Raw genomic sequence first — 15984 nt, forward strand, 5'->3', positions numbered from 1 at the left:
GCCCCACACCCAGCCCGGCACCCAGCACGGGCACCGGCACGCCCGCCCCGGGTGACGTCGCCCTCCGGTTCGCTGATCTTGACGGCGACGGCCTCACCGACCGCCTGGTGAACCAGCGAACAGGGCTCACCGAGCTGTCCCGCAACGCCGGATGCGACGGGAACGGCGACCCGGTGTGGATCGAATGGGGCAACGCCGCGCCAGTGTCCGACCTGCTCGACGGGTTGGCCGCCGACCAGATCCTCTTCGGCGATCTCGACGGCGACGACCGCGCCGACTACATCGCCCTGCTCAACCCCAATCAGTCCCCGACCGGAATCCCGAGCTTCCAGGGCTGGCAGAACGAGTCCTCGGACGGTGGGATCAACTGGGGGCAGGGCAGTCGGGTCGCGAACAATCTGGGTTTCGGCAGCAGCGTGAACCATCGGATGTTCGCCGACATCGACGGCGACGGCGACGACGACTACATCACGCTCGACCTGAACAACTTCGCCACGGCGTGGGAGAACACGGCGCGCGGCTGGCCCGCGCCCGGTGACTGGCGAAAGATCTCCGGCTTCGGGCACCCGGCGGAGGCGACGAGGGGGCAGCGGGCCTACTTCGCCGACATCACCGGAGACGGTCGGGCGGACACCCTCCTGCTCGACCTCGCCTCCGGCGACGTGCAGGCCTGGGAGAACCTCGGCGGCCCGTGGAGCATCAGCTCCGGTTGGAAGTCCCTCGGCACCATCAAACGCGGGCTGTCCCAGGTGGGGCTGGAAGGCGCAGTCTTCAAGGATCTCAACGGCGACCGGGTGGCTGACCTGGTGCTGTTCGACGGCGATGCCGACGCAGCCGACGCCTGGTTCCTGCCCCGGTACGGGGCCGGCCCGCAGGGGCCGGGTCAGCCGGGAATGCCGGGCTTCCCGACCCAGCTGCCGGCCGGGACGCTGCCCGCGTACGGCGGTGGGGATCCGCAGCCGCAGGTGACCGGCCGGTTGATCCAGAACAGCAACTTCACAAGCGACTTCAAGCCGTGGTGGGTGAACGCGGGGATGACCCCGAAGGTCGACGGTGGGGTCTTCTGCGTGAACGCCCCGGCCTCGGCGAAGCCGTGGGACGTCATCGTCGGGCACAACAGCATCTACCTGCCGAAGGGGAAGTCCTACACGTTCCGGTTCCGGGTGCGTACGAGTGAGAATGTCAACCTCACCGTCCAGGTGGCGCCCTTCTACAACCCGAGCAACACGACGTACCTGGTCAAGTACCCGACGGTGACCAGTGGGGCGTGGCGACAGTACGAGTACACCTTCGACAGCACCTTCAGTGCCGAGTACATGCTCTCCCAGGTGCAGTTCCGCCTCGGTGGGTCGACCAAGCCGTACGAGTTCTGCATGGACGACGTGACGCTCAACGGCAACGGCTACGTCTACCAGGCCAACCGGGGGCCGGCGGTGAAGGTCAACCAGCACGGTTACCTGCCGCGTGGTCCGAAGCGGGCCACCCTGGTGAGCACCGCGACGAGCCCGCAGGCGTGGACGTTGCGGCGGGTCGGCGGCGGCACGGTCGCGACCGGCCAGAGCACCCCGGCCGGGTTCGACGGGTCGGCCGGCGCATCGGTCCACACGATCGACTTCGGGTCGGTGACAGCGACCGGACGGTTCGAGCTGGTCGTCGGTGGACAGGCCAGCCCTCCGTTCGACATCAGGACTGATCTGTACGCGTCGCTGCGGTCGGACTCGATGCGGTTCTTCTACCCGAACCGGAGCGGCATCGCGATCGACGGTGGCATCGCCGGTGCGGCGTATGCCCGCCCGGCAGGGCACGTGGCCGCCTCGCCGAACGGCGGCGACACCCAGGTGCCCTGCCAGCGCCCGCAGTCGTTCATGAACAACTGGACCTGCGACTACACGCTTGACGTCACCGGCGGCTGGTACGACGCGGGCGACCACGGCAAGTACGTGGTCAACGGCGGCATCGCCACCTACCAGCTCCTCTCGACGTGGGAGCGGGCCGTGGCGGTGGGCCGCTCAGGGCCGCTCGGCGACTCGACCCTGGCCATTCCGGAGCGCGGCAACGGTGTGCCGGACGTCCTCGACGAGGCCCGCTGGAACCTGGAGTTCATGCTCAAGATGCAGGTGCCGGCGGGTAAGCCACTGGCCGGGATGGTGCACCACAAGGTGCACGACGAGTCGTGGACCGGCCCGCCGACGCTGCCACACCTGGACAAGAAGGCCCGGCAGTTGCACCGGCCGTCGACCGCGGCGACGCTGAACCTGGCGGCGGTGGCGGCGCAGGGGGCGCGGGTCTACGCACCGTACGACGCGGCCTTCGCGAGCCGGCTGCGGGCGGCGGCCGAGCGGGCGTACGCGGCGGCGCTGGCCAACCCGGTGCTGTACGCGCCCCGGGCGGACCGTTCCGGCGGTGGCCCGTACGCCGACGACGACGTCACCGACGAGTACTACTGGGCCGCGACGCAGTTGTACCTGACCACCAGCAGCGGCACCTACCTCACTGCGCTGCGGGCGAACCGCTACCACAATCCGGCGGTCGCGTTCGACCAGAACGGCTTCTACTGGGGCTCGATGGCCGCCCTCGCCCAACTGGATCTCGCTCGTTACGGCAGCGGCCTGTCCGAGCGGGGGCAGATCCGCACCTGGGTCCAGGATGCGGCGAACCGGCTGATCTCGTTCCAACGCGCCGAACGGTTCGGGCAGTCGTACACGCCGACCAGCGGCAAGTACGACTGGGGCTCGAACGCGTCGATGCTGAACAACCAGGTGGTGATCGCCACGGCGTACGACCTGACCGGCAACGTGGCGTACGCCGACGCGGTCTTCGAGGCGTTCGACTACCTCTTCGGCCGCAACGCCCTGGGGCAGTCGTACGTCACCGGTTACGGCAGCAACGACGCGAAGAACCAGCACAGCCGCTGGTACGCCAAGTCGTTCGACGCGACCCTGCCCAACCCACCCGTCGGGTCGGTGGCCGGCGGACCGAACTCCAGCCTCCAGGATCCGCTGGCCGCCAACTGGCTGCACGGCTGCGCTCCGCAACTCTGCTACGTCGACAACCTGGAGGCCTGGTCGGTCAACGAGATCACCATCAACTGGAACTCGGCCCTGGCCTGGGTCAGCGCGTTCGCCGCCGACGTGGCACCCATCCGGTGACCGAGGTTGCGGGAGCGAGGGCGGCGGTGACGACCAGGTCGTCCAGGTAGAGGGTGCGCCACAGCCACCCGGTGCCTGGTGGCACCGCCAGACCGTACCGGTGCCACCAGGTCACCATCGGCACGTCGGCGAGCTTGGCGAGGCACTCGGCCCGGGTCCAGCGGGGCCAGAAGTCGGCGGCACCGAAGCGCCGGACCAACGCCGAGGGCGGCGCCGCGCCGCGATGCTCGGCGTCGATGGCCACCCGCCAGCCCGGTGGCGGCGGGGCGTACCAGCCGACGCAGCGGCCGTCGGCCAGGTGACTGCGGGTCACCGCGCCGTCCGACGCGGCCGGTGTCGCCACCCGCAGGTGCCCGCGCGCGGCGGCGAGCAGGGCGGGCACCGGTGGTCCCACGTCGAGGTCGGCGTGGGACCACCGGTGTGCTCGGCCGGCGTCGTCGTGACCGGGCCGCAGCAGCTCAGATCGAGGCGGCACCGTCGACCACGATGGCCTGGCCGTTGATGTTGGTCTGGTCGCGCAGCAGCATCCGCACCACCGGCACCACCTCCTCCGGCGCGGTCAGGTGACCGGTCGGGGTACGACGCACGATCTGGTCGAGTTGGGTCTGGCCGAGCACCGCCGACATCTCCGAGGCGAAGAAGCCGGGCGCGACGGCGTTGACAAGCATCCGGCCACCGAGTTCGCGGGCGAGCGACCGGGTCGCCGCGTCCATCCCACCCTTTGTGGCGGAGTACGCGACCAGCCCGGGAAAGCCGCGCTGCGCGCAGATCGAGGTGACGTTCACGATCCGGCCGCGCCGCCCCTGGGCCAGCATCCGGCGCACCACCAGCCGGGTGAGCTGCAACGGCGCGGTCAGGTTCGTCTCGATTATCCGGGCGATGTCGGCGGTGGCGGTGTGCACGTGCAGCGAGTCCTGCCCGACGGCGGCATTGTTGACCAGGCCGTCGATCGGCCCGAGGCGGTCCTCCGCCGCCCGGACGAACACCTGCGTGGCGGCGAGGTCGGTCACGTCCACCGAGTCGACGTAGCACCGTTGCGGCTCGGTGTCGGCGAGCTTCGCCAGCTCGGGAGTGACGGTGCGGGCGAAGGCCGCCACCTTGAGGCCCGCCGAGAGCAGGTCGGTGACGATGGCGAGGCCGAGCCCGCGAGACCCGCCGGAGACGAGCACCACTGTGGACGGCGGAACGAGCGGGGTGCGGGTGGCGGAGTCAGACATCGCTCTTCAGGGTCTCCTTGACGGGAATCTCGGTCAGTACGCGGATCCGGCGCGGCACCGCGTAATCGGGGAGCCGCTCGGCGCACCACCGCACCAGTGCCGCCTCATCCGCCGCCGTTGGCTCAGTCGGCGCGTCGGGTTGCGGTGCGGTGGTGAGCACCACCTCGGCGACGACCATGTGGCCGAGCAGCGGGGCCCGGCGGCCGGTGACCCGGGCCCAGGCCACCCACGGATGGGCGGTGAGCACGTCGCGCACCCCACCGGCGGAGACCTTGCTGCCGCCGACGTTGATCTCGTCGGAGTCGAGTCGTCCGGTGATCAGCACCCGGTCGCCGACCAACTGCGCCCGGTCGCCGGTGTGCACCGGCCCGGCCAACCCCGTCCCGTGGTGCGGCGAGGTGATCACCAGCTCCCCGTCGCGTACGCCGAGGGTGGGGCGGCCGGGTGCCGCCCGGTCCAGCCACTCGGCGGGGAAACCGGCCCGCCCGTCGTGCACCACGATGGCCGCGCCCACCTCCGAGGAGGCGTAGATCCAGGAGATCCGGGCCGTCGGGAACACCTCCCGCAGCCGGTCCAGGATGGCCTGGTCCACCGGCTCACCACCGAGGGTGAGCTGACGCAGCGGCACCCGGGCCAGCCCGGCGGGGTCACGGTGCAGGGTTCGACGCCAGAAGGTCGGCGTGCCGGAGGCGGCGTCCACGCCGTGCGTGGCGGCCAGCGCCGGCCAGTCGTCGAGCTGCTCCGGCTCGACGACCACCAGGTCCTGCCCCGGCTGGGTCAGCGACAGCGTCACCACCTGCCACCAGGCGTACGTGCCCGGGGCGTACGGGCAGAGCCAGGTGCGGGCGGGTTGCTCACCCCGGACGGTGGTCAACGACGCCAGTGTGTGCCCGACCCGCTTGGGCCGGCCTGTCGAGCCGGAGGTCAACAGCCACAGCCGATCGTGCTCGACCGGCCGGAAACCGGCCGGTGTCACCGCCCCGGCCGCGCCCGCGCCACCGCTTGTGCCCACACTGCCGGCGTCCGCGCCGAGGTCGGTCACCGTGAAGCCGGCCTCGCGCAGCTCGGCACGCATCGCCTCGTCCACCCGGCCGGGCGTGGAGAGCAGCAGCTCTCCACCGTGCACCGCGTGGTGGCGGGCGGCGGCGAGAGCGTACCGGGCGTCGTGCGCGAGCACCGCGAGCGGGGCCGGCGGCAGGTCCAGCTCCGGCAGGTCCCGCCAGGTCGTGGAGGTGCCGCCGACGACGACCCGGTTGCCGGCGCCGGCCAGCCAGGAGGTGCCCAGACGGGCGGGGGCCGTGCTCATTGCCGTTGCAGCTCGACGAGGAAGTCGAGCACGTCGCCGACGGTGGCGATCCGCCGCAGCCCGGGAGCGTCGAAGTTCAGCTCCTCCCCCGTCTCGTCCTCCACCCGCAGCGCCAGCTCGGAGAAGTCCAGCGACCGGAACCCGACGTCCCGCAGGTCGGTGCCGTCGTCGTCGGGCAGCACCTTTCCCTGGTTGGCCAGCACCTGCCCCATCAGATCGCGAATTTGCGTCCGACTCAATTCCGTCATGCGGCGGAGTGTACAGCCAGATCATTCGGAATTAGGGTGCCCGGTGACCACGGGAACCGGTGGAAAGCGAGCGGCACGTGTTACGTGAGGCGACCGGAGAAGACGTTCACCTGATGTTGTCCTGGCGTAACCAAGAAATCAATCGACAGGCCAGCAAGAACAGTCATGTGATCAGCGTCGAGGAACACCTGCGGTGGTGGTCGGCCGTCCGCGCCGACCCCACCCGGCGGGTGCTGACCTACCGGCACGACGACCTGCCGTGTGGCGTGGTCACCTTCTTCGACCTGCGCTTCGACCAGCACCGCACCGGCTCCTGGGGCTTCTACCTGGACGCCGAGGGCCTGGCCGCCCGGGGTGCCACGCTGCCCGCCTGGCTGGCGGTCATGCGGGCGGCTGTCGATTACGCGTTCGACGTGCTCGAACTGGACCGGCTCGACGGCGAGGTGCTCGCCGACAACACAGTGGTACGACAGATGAACCGCCGGTTCCGGTTCGTCGAGGGAACCGGCCGGCAGGAGGTCCACAACGGTCGGCAAATAACCGTGATCCCCATTTCGCTGCACCGCTCCGACCGTCGTGTCCTTGATTTTTCCGGCAAGTCCACGTGCCGTTCACATCACGTTTCCAGTACGCCGTACATCATTCAACGCCTGGCGATTACGGATCACCGACGAACACGGGAGCACCCAGCGTGAGTGAGCTGAACGGATCATCCATCCTCGTCACCGGCGGTACCGGATCCTTCGGCCGAACCTTCCTCCGGCACCTGCTCACCGAGACGGACCCGGCCCGGGTGGTGGTCTTCTCCCGGGACGAGCTGAAGCAGTACGAGCTGCGCCAGCAACTCGGCGACGATCCCCGCCTGCGCTGGTTCATCGGCGACATCCGGGACCGGCACCGGCTGACCCGGGCGATGCACGGCGTCGACCACGTGGTGCACGCGGCAGCGCTCAAGCAGGTCGACACCGCGGAGTACAACCCGTCGGAGTTCATCGCCACCAACATCACCGGCTCGCAGCACGTGGTGGACGCGGCCATCGAGGCCGGGGTGCAGAAGGTCATCGCCCTCTCCACCGACAAGGCGTCCAGCCCGATCAACCTGTACGGCGCGACCAAGCTGGTCGGCGACAAGCTGTTCATCTCGGCCAACCACTACGCCGCGCAGCACCCGACCCGGTTCGCGGTGGTGCGCTACGGCAACGTGGTCGGCAGCCGCGGCTCGGTGGTGCCGCTGTTCCGGCGGCTCGCCGTCGAGGGCAAGAGTCTGCCGATCACGGACAAGCGGATGACCCGCTTCTGGATCACCCTGGACCAGGCCGTGCAGTTCGTCATGGACTCCTTCGACCAGATGCAGGGCGGCGAGCTGTTCGTGCCGCGCATCCCCAGCATGCGGATCCTCGACCTGGTCGAGGCGGTCGCGCCGGACGCCACCACGCACGAGGTGGGCATCCGTCCCGGCGAGAAGCTGCACGAGGAGATGATCGCGCCGGACGACAGCCGGCGGACGCTGCTCGCCAAGGACCGGTTCATCGTCCAGCCCACCATCGCCACCTGGGGCTACCAGCCGCCGGTCGGCTGCGCGCCGGTGCCCGACGGTTTCGCGTACCAGTCGGACACCAACGACGAGTGGCTCACCGTGCCGCAGCTGCGCGACATGCTCGGCCTGCCGGCATGACCGGGCTCCTGCCGTACGGGCGGCAGTCGGTGACCGACGACGACATCGCCGCCGTGGTCGCCGCCCTGCGCAGCGACTGGCTCACCACCGGCCCGGAGGTGGCCGCCTTCGAGGCCGAGCTGTCCGGCTGGGCCGGTGGTGCCGGCGTCGCCACCGTCACCAGCGGCACGGCGGCGCTGCACGTGGCGTACGCGGCTGCCGGTGTCGGCCCCGGCGACGAGGTGGTGGTCCCGCCGATGACCTTCGTGGCCACCGCCAGCAGCGCGGTGGCCCTCGGCGCGCGGGTGGTCTTCGCCGACGTCGAGGAGGAGACGTTCACCCTCGACCCGGCGGCGCTGGCCGCGGCCGTCACCGACCGCACGAGAGTGGTCGCCGCGGTGGACTACGCCGGTCACCCCGCCGACTACGACGCGCTGCGTACGGCGCTGGCGGGCAGCGACGCGCTGCTGCTGGCCGACGCCGCCCACTCGATCGGGGCCGCGTACCGGGGTCGGCCGGTCGGCTCGCTGGCCGACCTGACCTCGTTCTCGTTCTTCCCGACCAAGAACCTGACCACCGCCGAGGGCGGCGCGGTCGCGACAGGTGACCCGCAGCTGCTCGACCGGGCCCGCCGGTTCCGCAACATCGGGCTGGTCCGGGACCGCGACCAGCAGCGGTGGCCCGACGAGGGCGGCTGGCACCAGGAGGTGCACTCGTTCGGGTTGAACTACCGGCTGGCCGACGTGCTCTGCGCGCTGGGCCGCAGCCAACTGCGCCGGCTCGGCGACTTCCTCGCCCGCCGCGCCGAACTGGTGGCCCGCTACGACGAGGCGCTGGCGGACCTGCCCGGCGTGCTGGCACCGGGCCGGCGGGACTGGGCGAGCCCGGCCTGGCACCTCTACCCGATCCGGGTGCTCGACGGCCGCCGCCGCGAGGTGTACGACCGGATGCGTGCCGCCGGCATCGGCGTGCAGGTCAACTACCTTCCGGCGCACTGGCATCCCGCCTTCGCCGACCTCGGCTACCGGCGTGGCAGCTGCCCGGTCGCCGAGACGTTCTACGCCCAGCAGTTGTCCCTGCCGCTCTACCCCGGGCTGCGCGACGCCGACCAGGAGCGGGTCATCGACGCGCTCGTCGCCGCGCTGCGCGGCCTCGCGGTCCGGCCGGCCGCCTGAGGGGGACGTCGATGCATCACGCGAACCACTTCTACGGCCACGCCCACGTGCTCGCCCGCTACGCCGGACTGGGCGACGGGCACCCGCCCCGGATCAACGGGTACGTCCAGCACGGCTGGAACATCGGTGACGGCCTCGCGCCCGGCCACCCGTACGCCGAACGGACGCCGAGCCTGCTCTGGTCCGAGCAGACCCGACGGCGCGCCTGGTCGGTCGGTCGGCGCAACGTCACAGTGATCGGGGCACCCTTCGGCTACCTGCTGGCGATGCAGCCCGAGGTCGGGTCGCCGGACCGGCAGGGCACCATCTGGTACCCGTTCCACGGCTGGGAGGGACAGCACGTCAAGGGCGACCACAAGGAACTGATCGCCCGGATCCGGGACACCGAGCCGGGCCCGGTGACCGTCTGCCTCTACTGGCACGAGCACCGGATGGCCCGGGTCCGCAGGCGGTACGAGAACGCCGGTTTCCGGGTCATCTGCCACGGCTACCGCGGCCAGTGGTGGCGGGACACCGACCCGCAGTTCCTGGACCGTCAGTTGGCCGAGTTGCGCCGCCACGCCCGCGTCGCCTCCAACCGGCTGACCAGCGCGATCTTCTACGGCATCGCCGCCGGCTGCGCACCCGCCGTGTACGGCGATCCGATGGTGCTGGCCGGCGAGGACCCGACCTTCGGCGGCACCGCCCGGATCCGCCGGCAGTGGCCCGAGCTGCACAGCGAACAGGTGCACCTGCCGACCGCCGTGGCGATCGCCCACGCCGAACTCGGCCTCGACCACCGTTACCCGCCCGCCGCGCTGCGCGAGCTGCTCGGGTGGTCGCATCGACAGCAGGAACCGGCGGACCGGGCGCATCGGCAGCCGGAGCTGACGGGTTCGACGCAGCGGGAGACGACGTGACGACCGAGACGGCGGTGACCCTGCCTGGCGGCGAGATGCTCACCTGGTCCGACCGGCCCGAGGAGAACGGCGACCGGCCGCTGGCGGCGCTGGCGGCCCGGCTGGTGCCGGCCGGCGCCCGGGTGTTGCTGGCCGGGGCGCACGACCCGGTGGTGCTCGACGCGCTGACCCACGCCCACGTCACCTGCCTGCTGCGCGGCTACCCCGACGCGGCGGCGGTCACCGACCGGGTCGACCGGGTGGTGGTGGGCGGGCCGGCGGGCCTGCCGGCCGACGCGGAGTACGACGTGGTGATCGCCGGTGCCGGCCTGGACACGATCGAGTCGGTCGAGGGCCCCCGACGAGGCTGGGACGAGATCCTGGCCCGGCTCGCGGCGGCCCTGCGCCCGGACGGTGAGCTGCTGCTGCGCGTGTCCAACCCGCTCGGCCTGCACCGACTGGTCGCCGCCGAGTCGTGGTACGCCGGCCGAGCCGACGCCGAGTGGACGGTCGGCGGGGTGCTCGACACCGGTCGTCCGGCCAACCTGGACCAGGTACGCGTCCGGCTGGCCGACACCGGGATGCACGCCGTCACCTGCTATGCCGCCTATCCGCGCCCGGACCTGACCACCGCCCTGCTGGCCACCGACCAGTTGGTCTGGCGCACCACGAACGCGCTCCTCGACGCGGTGCTGCACGACGCCTGCTCCGGTGGCTTCGCCGGCCGGTTCGTGCTCGCCGACCCGGCCCGGCTGGCGGTCGACGCGCTGCACGCCGGCCGCGCCGCCGACCTGGCACCGTCGTGGCTGGTGCTCGCCCGCCGCACCGGCAGCCCGGCGGCCTCGGCATCGGTCGAGGCACCCGGCGAACCCGCCACGGCCGGGCTGCCGGTGGCGCTGGTGCAGCTCGGTGGGGTGGGCGGCGCCGTGGCCGAGGTGATCGACGGACCGTCGGGGTGGCACTGGCACCGACCCGAGCCGACGGCCCGCACCGGCCCGACACCCGCGCCGTACGCCAGCCGCGAGGCCGCCCACCGCGACCCGGCGGCACCGGACGGTCCGGTGCCCGACGGACGTCTGCTGCGCAGCCTGCTGCTCGACGGCTGCCTGCGCCGCGACACGCCCCGGCTGCGGCACCTGCTGCGCGGCTACGCCGACTGGTTGGCGGGACAGGCCGAGGACGGCCGGCTCACCGGGGCGGTGGCGTTGGCCGGGGCGGAACACCTGGTGGTCGCGGGTGACCGCTTCGCGGTACTCGACCCGACCTGGCGGCCCCGCGTGCCGTTACCTGTCGACGTGGTGCTGGCCCGGACCCTGTGGCGGTTCTCCGCCGACCTGCTCACCGGTGGCTACGCCCACCCGTGGACCGACACCCTGGACGTGGCCGGCCTGACCGTGGTGCTCGGTGGGGTGGCCGGGCGGGACTTCGATCGGGCCGTGGTGGACGCCGCCGTGGAGACCGAGGCCGCGGTCAGCGCCACGGTGCGCGGGTTGGACACCGACGGACGGGTCGGGCTCACCGCCGAGCTGCGAGCCGTCACCCCCAGCGACCCCCCGCCGGGGCCACGCAGCTACCAGCAGCTCCGCGAGGCGTGGCGGCGTCAGGGGGAGGAGAACACCCGGCTGGCCGCCGCGTTGAAGTGGACCGAGGAGCTGCTCACCTCGCGGGAACGCACGCTGCGCCGGGCCGAGGCGACGATCAACCTGCTCAACGGCTCGCTGAGCTACCGGTTCGGCCGGCTGGCGATCGCGCCCGCCCGGCTGGCCCGACGCGGTGCCCGCGCTGCCAAACGCCGCGCCCAGGCGATCACCAACCGGGAGGACCAGACGTGAACCAGCGGATCGTCGGCATCGTGCAGGCCAGGATGGGCTCGTCCCGACTGCCCGGCAAGGTGCTGCGCCCGTTGGCCGGGCGCAGCGTGCTGGGTCGGGTGATCCGGGCCGCCCAGGACAGCGGGGTACTCGCCGACCTGGTGGTGGCGACCAGCACGGACCCCGGCGACGACGCGGTGGTCGCCGAGTGCGACCGGCTCGGGGTGGCCTGGCACCGGGGGCCTGTCGACGACGTGCTGACCCGGTTCGTCGGGGCGCTCGACGCGCATCCCGCGGACGCGGTCATGCGGTTCACCGCCGACTGTCCGCTGCTGGACCCGGAGATCGTCACGCTTGTCGCCGGCGTGTACCGGGCGGTGCCGGGACTGGACTACGCCAGCACCTCGATCGCCCGTACGCTGCCCCGCGGGTTGGACGTGGAGATCATCCGAGCGGGGACGCTGCGTACCGTGCAGCGGCTCGCCACCGGTCACCACCGGGTGCACGTCACCTCGTACGCGTACGCTCATCCCGAGCTGTTCCGGGTGCTCGGCGTGACGCTCACGCCAGACCGCTCACCACTGCGGCTCACCCTGGACACCGAACGGGACTGGCAGCTCGTCCACGCGGTGGTCGAGCACTTCGGTGACGTCAGCGTGCCGCTGGCCAAGCTCGCCGACTGGCTCGACGCGCGACCGGCGCTGCGCGCGCTCAACGCCGACGAGCGGCAGAAGCGGTTGGAGGAATCCTGAACACGGTACGGGTGGGGCTGCGCTGCGACGCCGGGCCGCAACGCGGCGTGGGGCACCTGGTCCGCTGTCTCGCCCTCGCCGAGGAACTGCTGTCCCGGGGCGTCGCCGTGGCGCTGTTCGGCACGGTGGCCGACGTCGACTGGGCGGCCCGGCAGCTCGCCGCCCGAGGCATCCCGCTGCACCCCGGCCCGGACACCCCGGCCGGGTTGGTCGAGGCGGCCCGCCGGCACGCGCTGGACGCGTTCGTGCTCGACTCGTACGAGTTGGACCCGGCCGGGGCGGGCGCGCTGCGCGCCGCCGGGGTGCTGACCCTGGCCGTCGTCGACGGCGACACCCGAGGTCAGGACGCCGACCTCTACCTCGACCAGAACTTCGGCACCGACCTGGTGGTGCCGGCCGGGCGGCTGCTCGCCGGCAGCGAGTACGCCCTGCTGCGCGACGCGGTGTTGGCCGCCCGCCCGGCGACGGCCCGCCCCGCCACGGAGGTGGACCGGCCGACGGTGCTGGCCTTCTTCGGCGGCACCGACGCGGCCGGCGCGGCACCACTGCTGACCGAGATCCTGCTCTCCACCGGCCGTCCGCTGGACCTCACCGTCATCGCCGGCCGACCCGAGACCGCCGACCGGCTGGCATCGTTGACCACCGGCCCCGGGCAGACGCTGCTCCCGGTGCCGCCCACCGACCGGCTGCCCGCCCTGATCGCCGCCGCCGACCTGGTGGTCAGCGCGGCCGGCACGTCGACCTGGGAGCTGTGCTGTCTCGGCGCACCATCGGCGCTGGTCTGCGTGGTGGACAACCAGCGCGAGTCGTACCATCGGGTGGTCGCCGCCGAGCTGGCCGCCGGCCTCGGCGAACTACCAACGCTGGCCGCCACCGGGCTGGCCCGGAATGTCGCCGCACACACCCTGGACGGGCTGCTGCGTAGCGGCTCGCGTCGGGCGGCGCTCTCCGCGCGGGCCTGGGCAGCGGTCGACGGACGCGGACGCAGACGCGTCGCCGACGCGATGTGCAGGGTTCTATCCGACGGGCACGAAGAACTAGAACGGGCGTACTAATCGCCTGCTAGGGTGGGCGGCATGTCGCAGGTCGCGTACCAGCCGTCGATGCTCGACGTCACCGACGCGCCGCCCAGCCTCGGGCCGCTCTCCGGCCAACTGCGCCGGCATCCGCTGAGTCACGGCGCCTGGGTCGACCACCTACCCGGCTGGGTGCACGGCTCCGACCAGGTGCTCGACGTGCTGCTGCGGGACGTGCCGTGGCGGGCCGAGCGACGCACCATGTACGACACCGAGGTCGACGTGCCACGTCTGCTCTGCTGGTACGGCACCGGTCGACCGCTGCCGCACCCGGTGCTGTTGACCGCGCGGGAGGCGCTGACCCAGCACTACGCCGACGAGTTGGGCGAGCCTTTCGTCACCGCCGGCATGTGTCTCTACCGCGACGGCCGCGACAGCGTGACCTGGCACGGCGACACCCAGGGCCGCTCCGCGCACATCGACACGATGGTCGCCATCGTCTCCTTCGGCTCCCCCCGCCAACTTCTGCTGCGTCCACGCGGCGGCGGGACCAGCCTGCGCTTCCCGCTCGGCCACGGCGACCTGGTCGTGATGGGCGGCTCCTGCCAACGCACCTGGGAGCACGCCATACCCAAGACGACCCGCCCGGTCGGCTCCCGAGTCAGCGTCCAGTTCCGCCCCACCGGCGTCGCCTGAGGCGTCGGCGACGCCTCAGCCGAGGTCGTGTTCGGTAGGGTCGGTGTTGAGCAGCCAGGCCAGCGGCATGGTCGCGCGCACGGTGTAGTGGTTACCGTCAAGATGGTGCATCGTGACGGTCTGAGCGGAATCCTGATCCACCACCCAGTACTGGGCAATGCCGGCAGCGGCGTACTCCAGGCGCTTGGTCACCGTGTCGATGCCCTCGGAGCCAGGCGAGATGATCTCCACGACGAGGAGGACATCGGCGACGGGCAGCCAGACACCGTCGGTCTGTGCCTTGCTCCAGACGACCAGGTCGGGAATGCGTCCGCCGACGCCGCCGTCCCGGCCGAGAATACGCAGCCCTACCGCTTGGGCGATCCGCTCGGCTGGCACACCGCCTTGGGCGAACCACACCATGAGCCGGGTCGCGATGATGGCGTGGGCGTACCCCGGCGGCGGCATGATCGAGAGGACTCCCTCGGGGCTGATCTCGTACCGATGGTGTTCGTCCTCAGCCATCATCGCGGTGAGGTCATCGAGCGTCACGATCGGGGGCATGTACCTGCCAACCGCCTCTGAGCTCATGCCGAGATCCTACCGGCACGGCCGATCGGCGGGCGGCGACTCACCCTCCCCGCTGGTCGCGACATCAGGCCGTTACGGTGCGGGCATCCCGCGCGCCGACCGGCCATGCTAGAAACAACGCTCAGGGTCGATCGCCCCCGTCAGCACTGCGACGCGAAGGGCCACCCATGACCCAATCCCCCACCGAGCCACGTTCCCGCTGGTCACTCTGGTCGGTGCATGGCGACGGCCGGACGGTACGCCCCGGCGACGTGGTCCACCCCGACGAACGACTGTCCTGGCCGCGCACCCTGGGCGTCGGCGTGCAGCACGTGGTGGCGATGTTCGGCGCCACCTTCACGGTGCCGTTGATCACCGGTTTTCCGCCGGCCACCACGCTGTTCTTCTCCGGGCTGGGCACCCTGCTGTTCCTGGTCATCACCGGCAACCGGCTGCCGTCGTACCTCGGCTCGTCGTTCGCCTTCATCGCGCCGGTGCTGGCCGCGAAGGCCGGCGGCGACATCGGCCCGGCCCTCGGCGGCATCGTGGTGGCCGGCGCGGCGCTGGCCCTGGTCGGCCTGGTGGTGCAGCTCGCCGGGGCGGGCTGGATCAACCGGCTCATGCCCCCCGTGGTCACCGGCGCCATCGTGATGCTGATCGGGCTGAACCTGGCCCCGGTCGCCTGGGACGGCGGCGGCGAGGGCGGAGTCAAGGCGCAACCGCTGATCGCGGTGCTCACACTCGCCGCGATCCTGTTGTTCACCGTGCTCTTCAAGGGTTTTCTGGCCCGACTCTCCATCCTGCTCGGAGTGCTCGTCGGTTGGCTGGTCGCCGCCTTCACCGGCGGGCTGGACCCGGCCACGGTCACCGGGCTGCGCGAGGCCGCCTGGGTCGGGCTGCCGGAGTTCCACACCCCCAGCTTCAGCCTGCGCGCCGTGGTGCTGGTCATCCCGGTGGTCCTGGTCCTGATCGCGGAGAACGCCGGCCACGTCAAGGCGGTCGCCGCCACCACCGGCCGCAACCTGGACCGGGACATGGGTCGGGCGTTCATGGGTGACGGGCTGGCCACGGTGCTGGCCGGCTCCGGCGGCGGCTCCGGCACCACCACGTACGCCGAGAACATCGGCGTGATGGCCGCCACCCGGGTCTACTCCACTGCCGCGTACTGGGTGGCCGGGCTGGCCGCGGTGCTGCTCGGGCTCAGCCCCAAGATCGGTGCGCTGATCCTCACCGTGCCGGCCGGTGTGCTCGGCGGCGCCACCACCGCGCTCTACGGGCTGATCGCCATCCTCGGCGCCCGGATCTGGCTCGACAACCGGGTCGACTTCCACGACCCGGTCAACCTGCTGACCGCCGCAGTCGCAGTGATAATCGGCGCCGCCGACTACACGCTCACCGCCGGCGACCTCTCCTTCCACGGCATCGCCCTGGGCACCGCCGCCGGAGCCGGCCAGCACCGTGGCCAGCCCGTCACCCATGAACGCCCGACCCATGTCCCGGTCCAGGTTGCGGCCGGTGGTGGCGGCGACCGCC

General features: G+C 71.9%; 15 protein-coding genes. 10 read left to right on the forward strand and 5 right to left on the reverse strand.

Features of this window, described 5'->3' with window-relative positions; all coding sequences use genetic code 11:
- Nucleotides 1–3149, forward strand: a 3149-nt coding sequence (locus C1I93_RS19210) for a glycoside hydrolase family 9 protein (protein WP_220039589.1), incomplete at its 5' end; no start/stop codon positions are given.
- Here C1I93_RS19210 and C1I93_RS19215 read toward each other — a convergent pair.
- The 4 genes from C1I93_RS19215 to C1I93_RS19230 are packed head-to-tail and all read right to left on the reverse strand — an operon-like array spanning nt 3112 to nt 5920.
- Nucleotides 3112–3624 (reverse strand): hypothetical protein, encoded by a 513-nt coding sequence (locus C1I93_RS19215; protein ID WP_223256594.1) that lies wholly within the window; start codon nt 3622–3624, stop codon nt 3112–3114. The genes C1I93_RS19210 and C1I93_RS19215 overlap by 38 nt on opposite strands.
- Nucleotides 3608–4366, reverse strand: coding sequence for an SDR family NAD(P)-dependent oxidoreductase (locus C1I93_RS19220; protein ID WP_111244686.1), 759 nt, complete (start codon nt 4364–4366; stop codon nt 3608–3610). The genes C1I93_RS19215 and C1I93_RS19220 overlap by 17 nt, the downstream gene beginning before the upstream one ends.
- Nucleotides 4359–5672, reverse strand: coding sequence for an AMP-binding protein (locus tag C1I93_RS19225; RefSeq protein WP_111244687.1), 1314 nt, complete (start codon nt 5670–5672; stop codon nt 4359–4361). The genes C1I93_RS19220 and C1I93_RS19225 overlap by 8 nt, the downstream gene beginning before the upstream one ends.
- Complete coding sequence (locus C1I93_RS19230) at nt 5669–5920, reverse strand: acyl carrier protein (protein ID WP_181445238.1); 252 nt, start codon at nt 5918–5920, stop codon at nt 5669–5671. The genes C1I93_RS19225 and C1I93_RS19230 overlap by 4 nt, the downstream gene beginning before the upstream one ends.
- Nucleotides 5921–5997: 77 nt before the next feature.
- Between C1I93_RS19230 and C1I93_RS19235 the strand changes: the two genes are divergently transcribed.
- From C1I93_RS19235 to C1I93_RS19270, 8 genes are read left to right on the forward strand one after another with little or no spacing between them, the layout of a single operon-like run.
- On the forward strand, nt 5998–6615 hold the full coding sequence (locus C1I93_RS19235; protein ID WP_338044289.1) for a GNAT family N-acetyltransferase: 618 nt from the start codon (nt 5998–6000) through the stop codon (nt 6613–6615).
- Nucleotides 6612–7595, forward strand: a complete 984-nt coding sequence (gene pseB, locus C1I93_RS19240) for a UDP-N-acetylglucosamine 4,6-dehydratase (inverting) (RefSeq protein WP_111244689.1) — start codon at nt 6612–6614, stop codon at nt 7593–7595. The genes C1I93_RS19235 and pseB overlap by 4 nt, the downstream gene beginning before the upstream one ends.
- Nucleotides 7592–8749, forward strand: coding sequence for a DegT/DnrJ/EryC1/StrS family aminotransferase (locus tag C1I93_RS19245; protein ID WP_111244690.1), 1158 nt, complete (start codon nt 7592–7594; stop codon nt 8747–8749). The genes pseB and C1I93_RS19245 overlap by 4 nt, the downstream gene beginning before the upstream one ends.
- 11 nt (nt 8750–8760) lie before the next feature.
- Nucleotides 8761–9648 carry a hypothetical protein gene (locus C1I93_RS19250; protein ID WP_111244691.1) on the forward strand — a complete coding sequence of 296 codons (888 nt, stop codon included), beginning with the start codon at nt 8761–8763 and terminating at the stop codon, nt 9646–9648.
- A complete protein-coding gene (locus tag C1I93_RS19255) occupies nt 9645–11459 on the forward strand; it encodes a class I SAM-dependent methyltransferase (protein WP_420811779.1) in 1815 nt (604 codons plus the stop codon). The genes C1I93_RS19250 and C1I93_RS19255 overlap by 4 nt, the downstream gene beginning before the upstream one ends.
- Nucleotides 11456–12190 (forward strand): cytidylyltransferase domain-containing protein, encoded by a 735-nt coding sequence (locus C1I93_RS19260; protein WP_111244692.1) that lies wholly within the window; start codon nt 11456–11458, stop codon nt 12188–12190. Before C1I93_RS19255 ends, C1I93_RS19260 begins: the two co-directional genes overlap by 4 nt.
- On the forward strand, nt 12187–13245 hold the full coding sequence (locus C1I93_RS19265) for a PseG/SpsG family protein (protein ID WP_111244693.1): 1059 nt from the start codon (nt 12187–12189) through the stop codon (nt 13243–13245). The genes C1I93_RS19260 and C1I93_RS19265 overlap by 4 nt, the downstream gene beginning before the upstream one ends.
- A gap of 21 nt (nt 13246–13266) precedes the next feature.
- Nucleotides 13267–13902: an alpha-ketoglutarate-dependent dioxygenase AlkB gene (locus tag C1I93_RS19270; RefSeq protein ID WP_111244694.1), complete on the forward strand. Its 636-nt coding sequence runs from the start codon at nt 13267–13269 to the stop codon at nt 13900–13902.
- A gap of 15 nt (nt 13903–13917) precedes the next feature.
- Here C1I93_RS19270 and C1I93_RS19275 read toward each other — a convergent pair whose 3' ends face one another.
- Nucleotides 13918–14433: a Uma2 family endonuclease gene (locus tag C1I93_RS19275; protein ID WP_249412332.1), complete on the reverse strand. Its 516-nt coding sequence runs from the start codon at nt 14431–14433 to the stop codon at nt 13918–13920.
- Nucleotides 14434–14639: 206 nt separating this feature from the next.
- On the opposite strand from C1I93_RS19275, the gene C1I93_RS19280 reads away from it, so the two are divergent.
- On the forward strand, nt 14640–15984 hold a 1345-nt coding region (locus tag C1I93_RS19280), incomplete at its 3' end, for a uracil-xanthine permease family protein (RefSeq protein WP_258378309.1).

Source organism: Micromonospora endophytica (genome assembly GCF_003236305.1).
Classification (GTDB): Bacteria; Actinomycetota; Actinomycetes; order Mycobacteriales; family Micromonosporaceae; genus Micromonospora; species Micromonospora endophytica.

Coding starts and splice junctions, on each gene's coding strand:
- C1I93_RS19220 (WP_111244686.1), bottom strand. CDS start 4,366: ATGTCTGACTCCGCCACCCGCACCCCGCTCGTTCCGCCGTCCACAGTG.
- C1I93_RS19225 (WP_111244687.1), bottom strand. CDS start 5,672: ATGAGCACGGCCCCCGCCCGTCTGGGCACCTCCTGGCTGGCCGGCGCC.
- C1I93_RS19230 (WP_181445238.1), bottom strand. CDS start 5,920: ATGACGGAATTGAGTCGGACGCAAATTCGCGATCTGATGGGGCAGGTG.
- C1I93_RS19245 (WP_111244690.1), top strand. CDS start 7,592: ATGACCGGGCTCCTGCCGTACGGGCGGCAGTCGGTGACCGACGACGAC.
- C1I93_RS19250 (WP_111244691.1), top strand. CDS start 8,761: ATGCATCACGCGAACCACTTCTACGGCCACGCCCACGTGCTCGCCCGC.
- C1I93_RS19270 (WP_111244694.1), top strand. CDS start 13,267: ATGTCGCAGGTCGCGTACCAGCCGTCGATGCTCGACGTCACCGACGCG.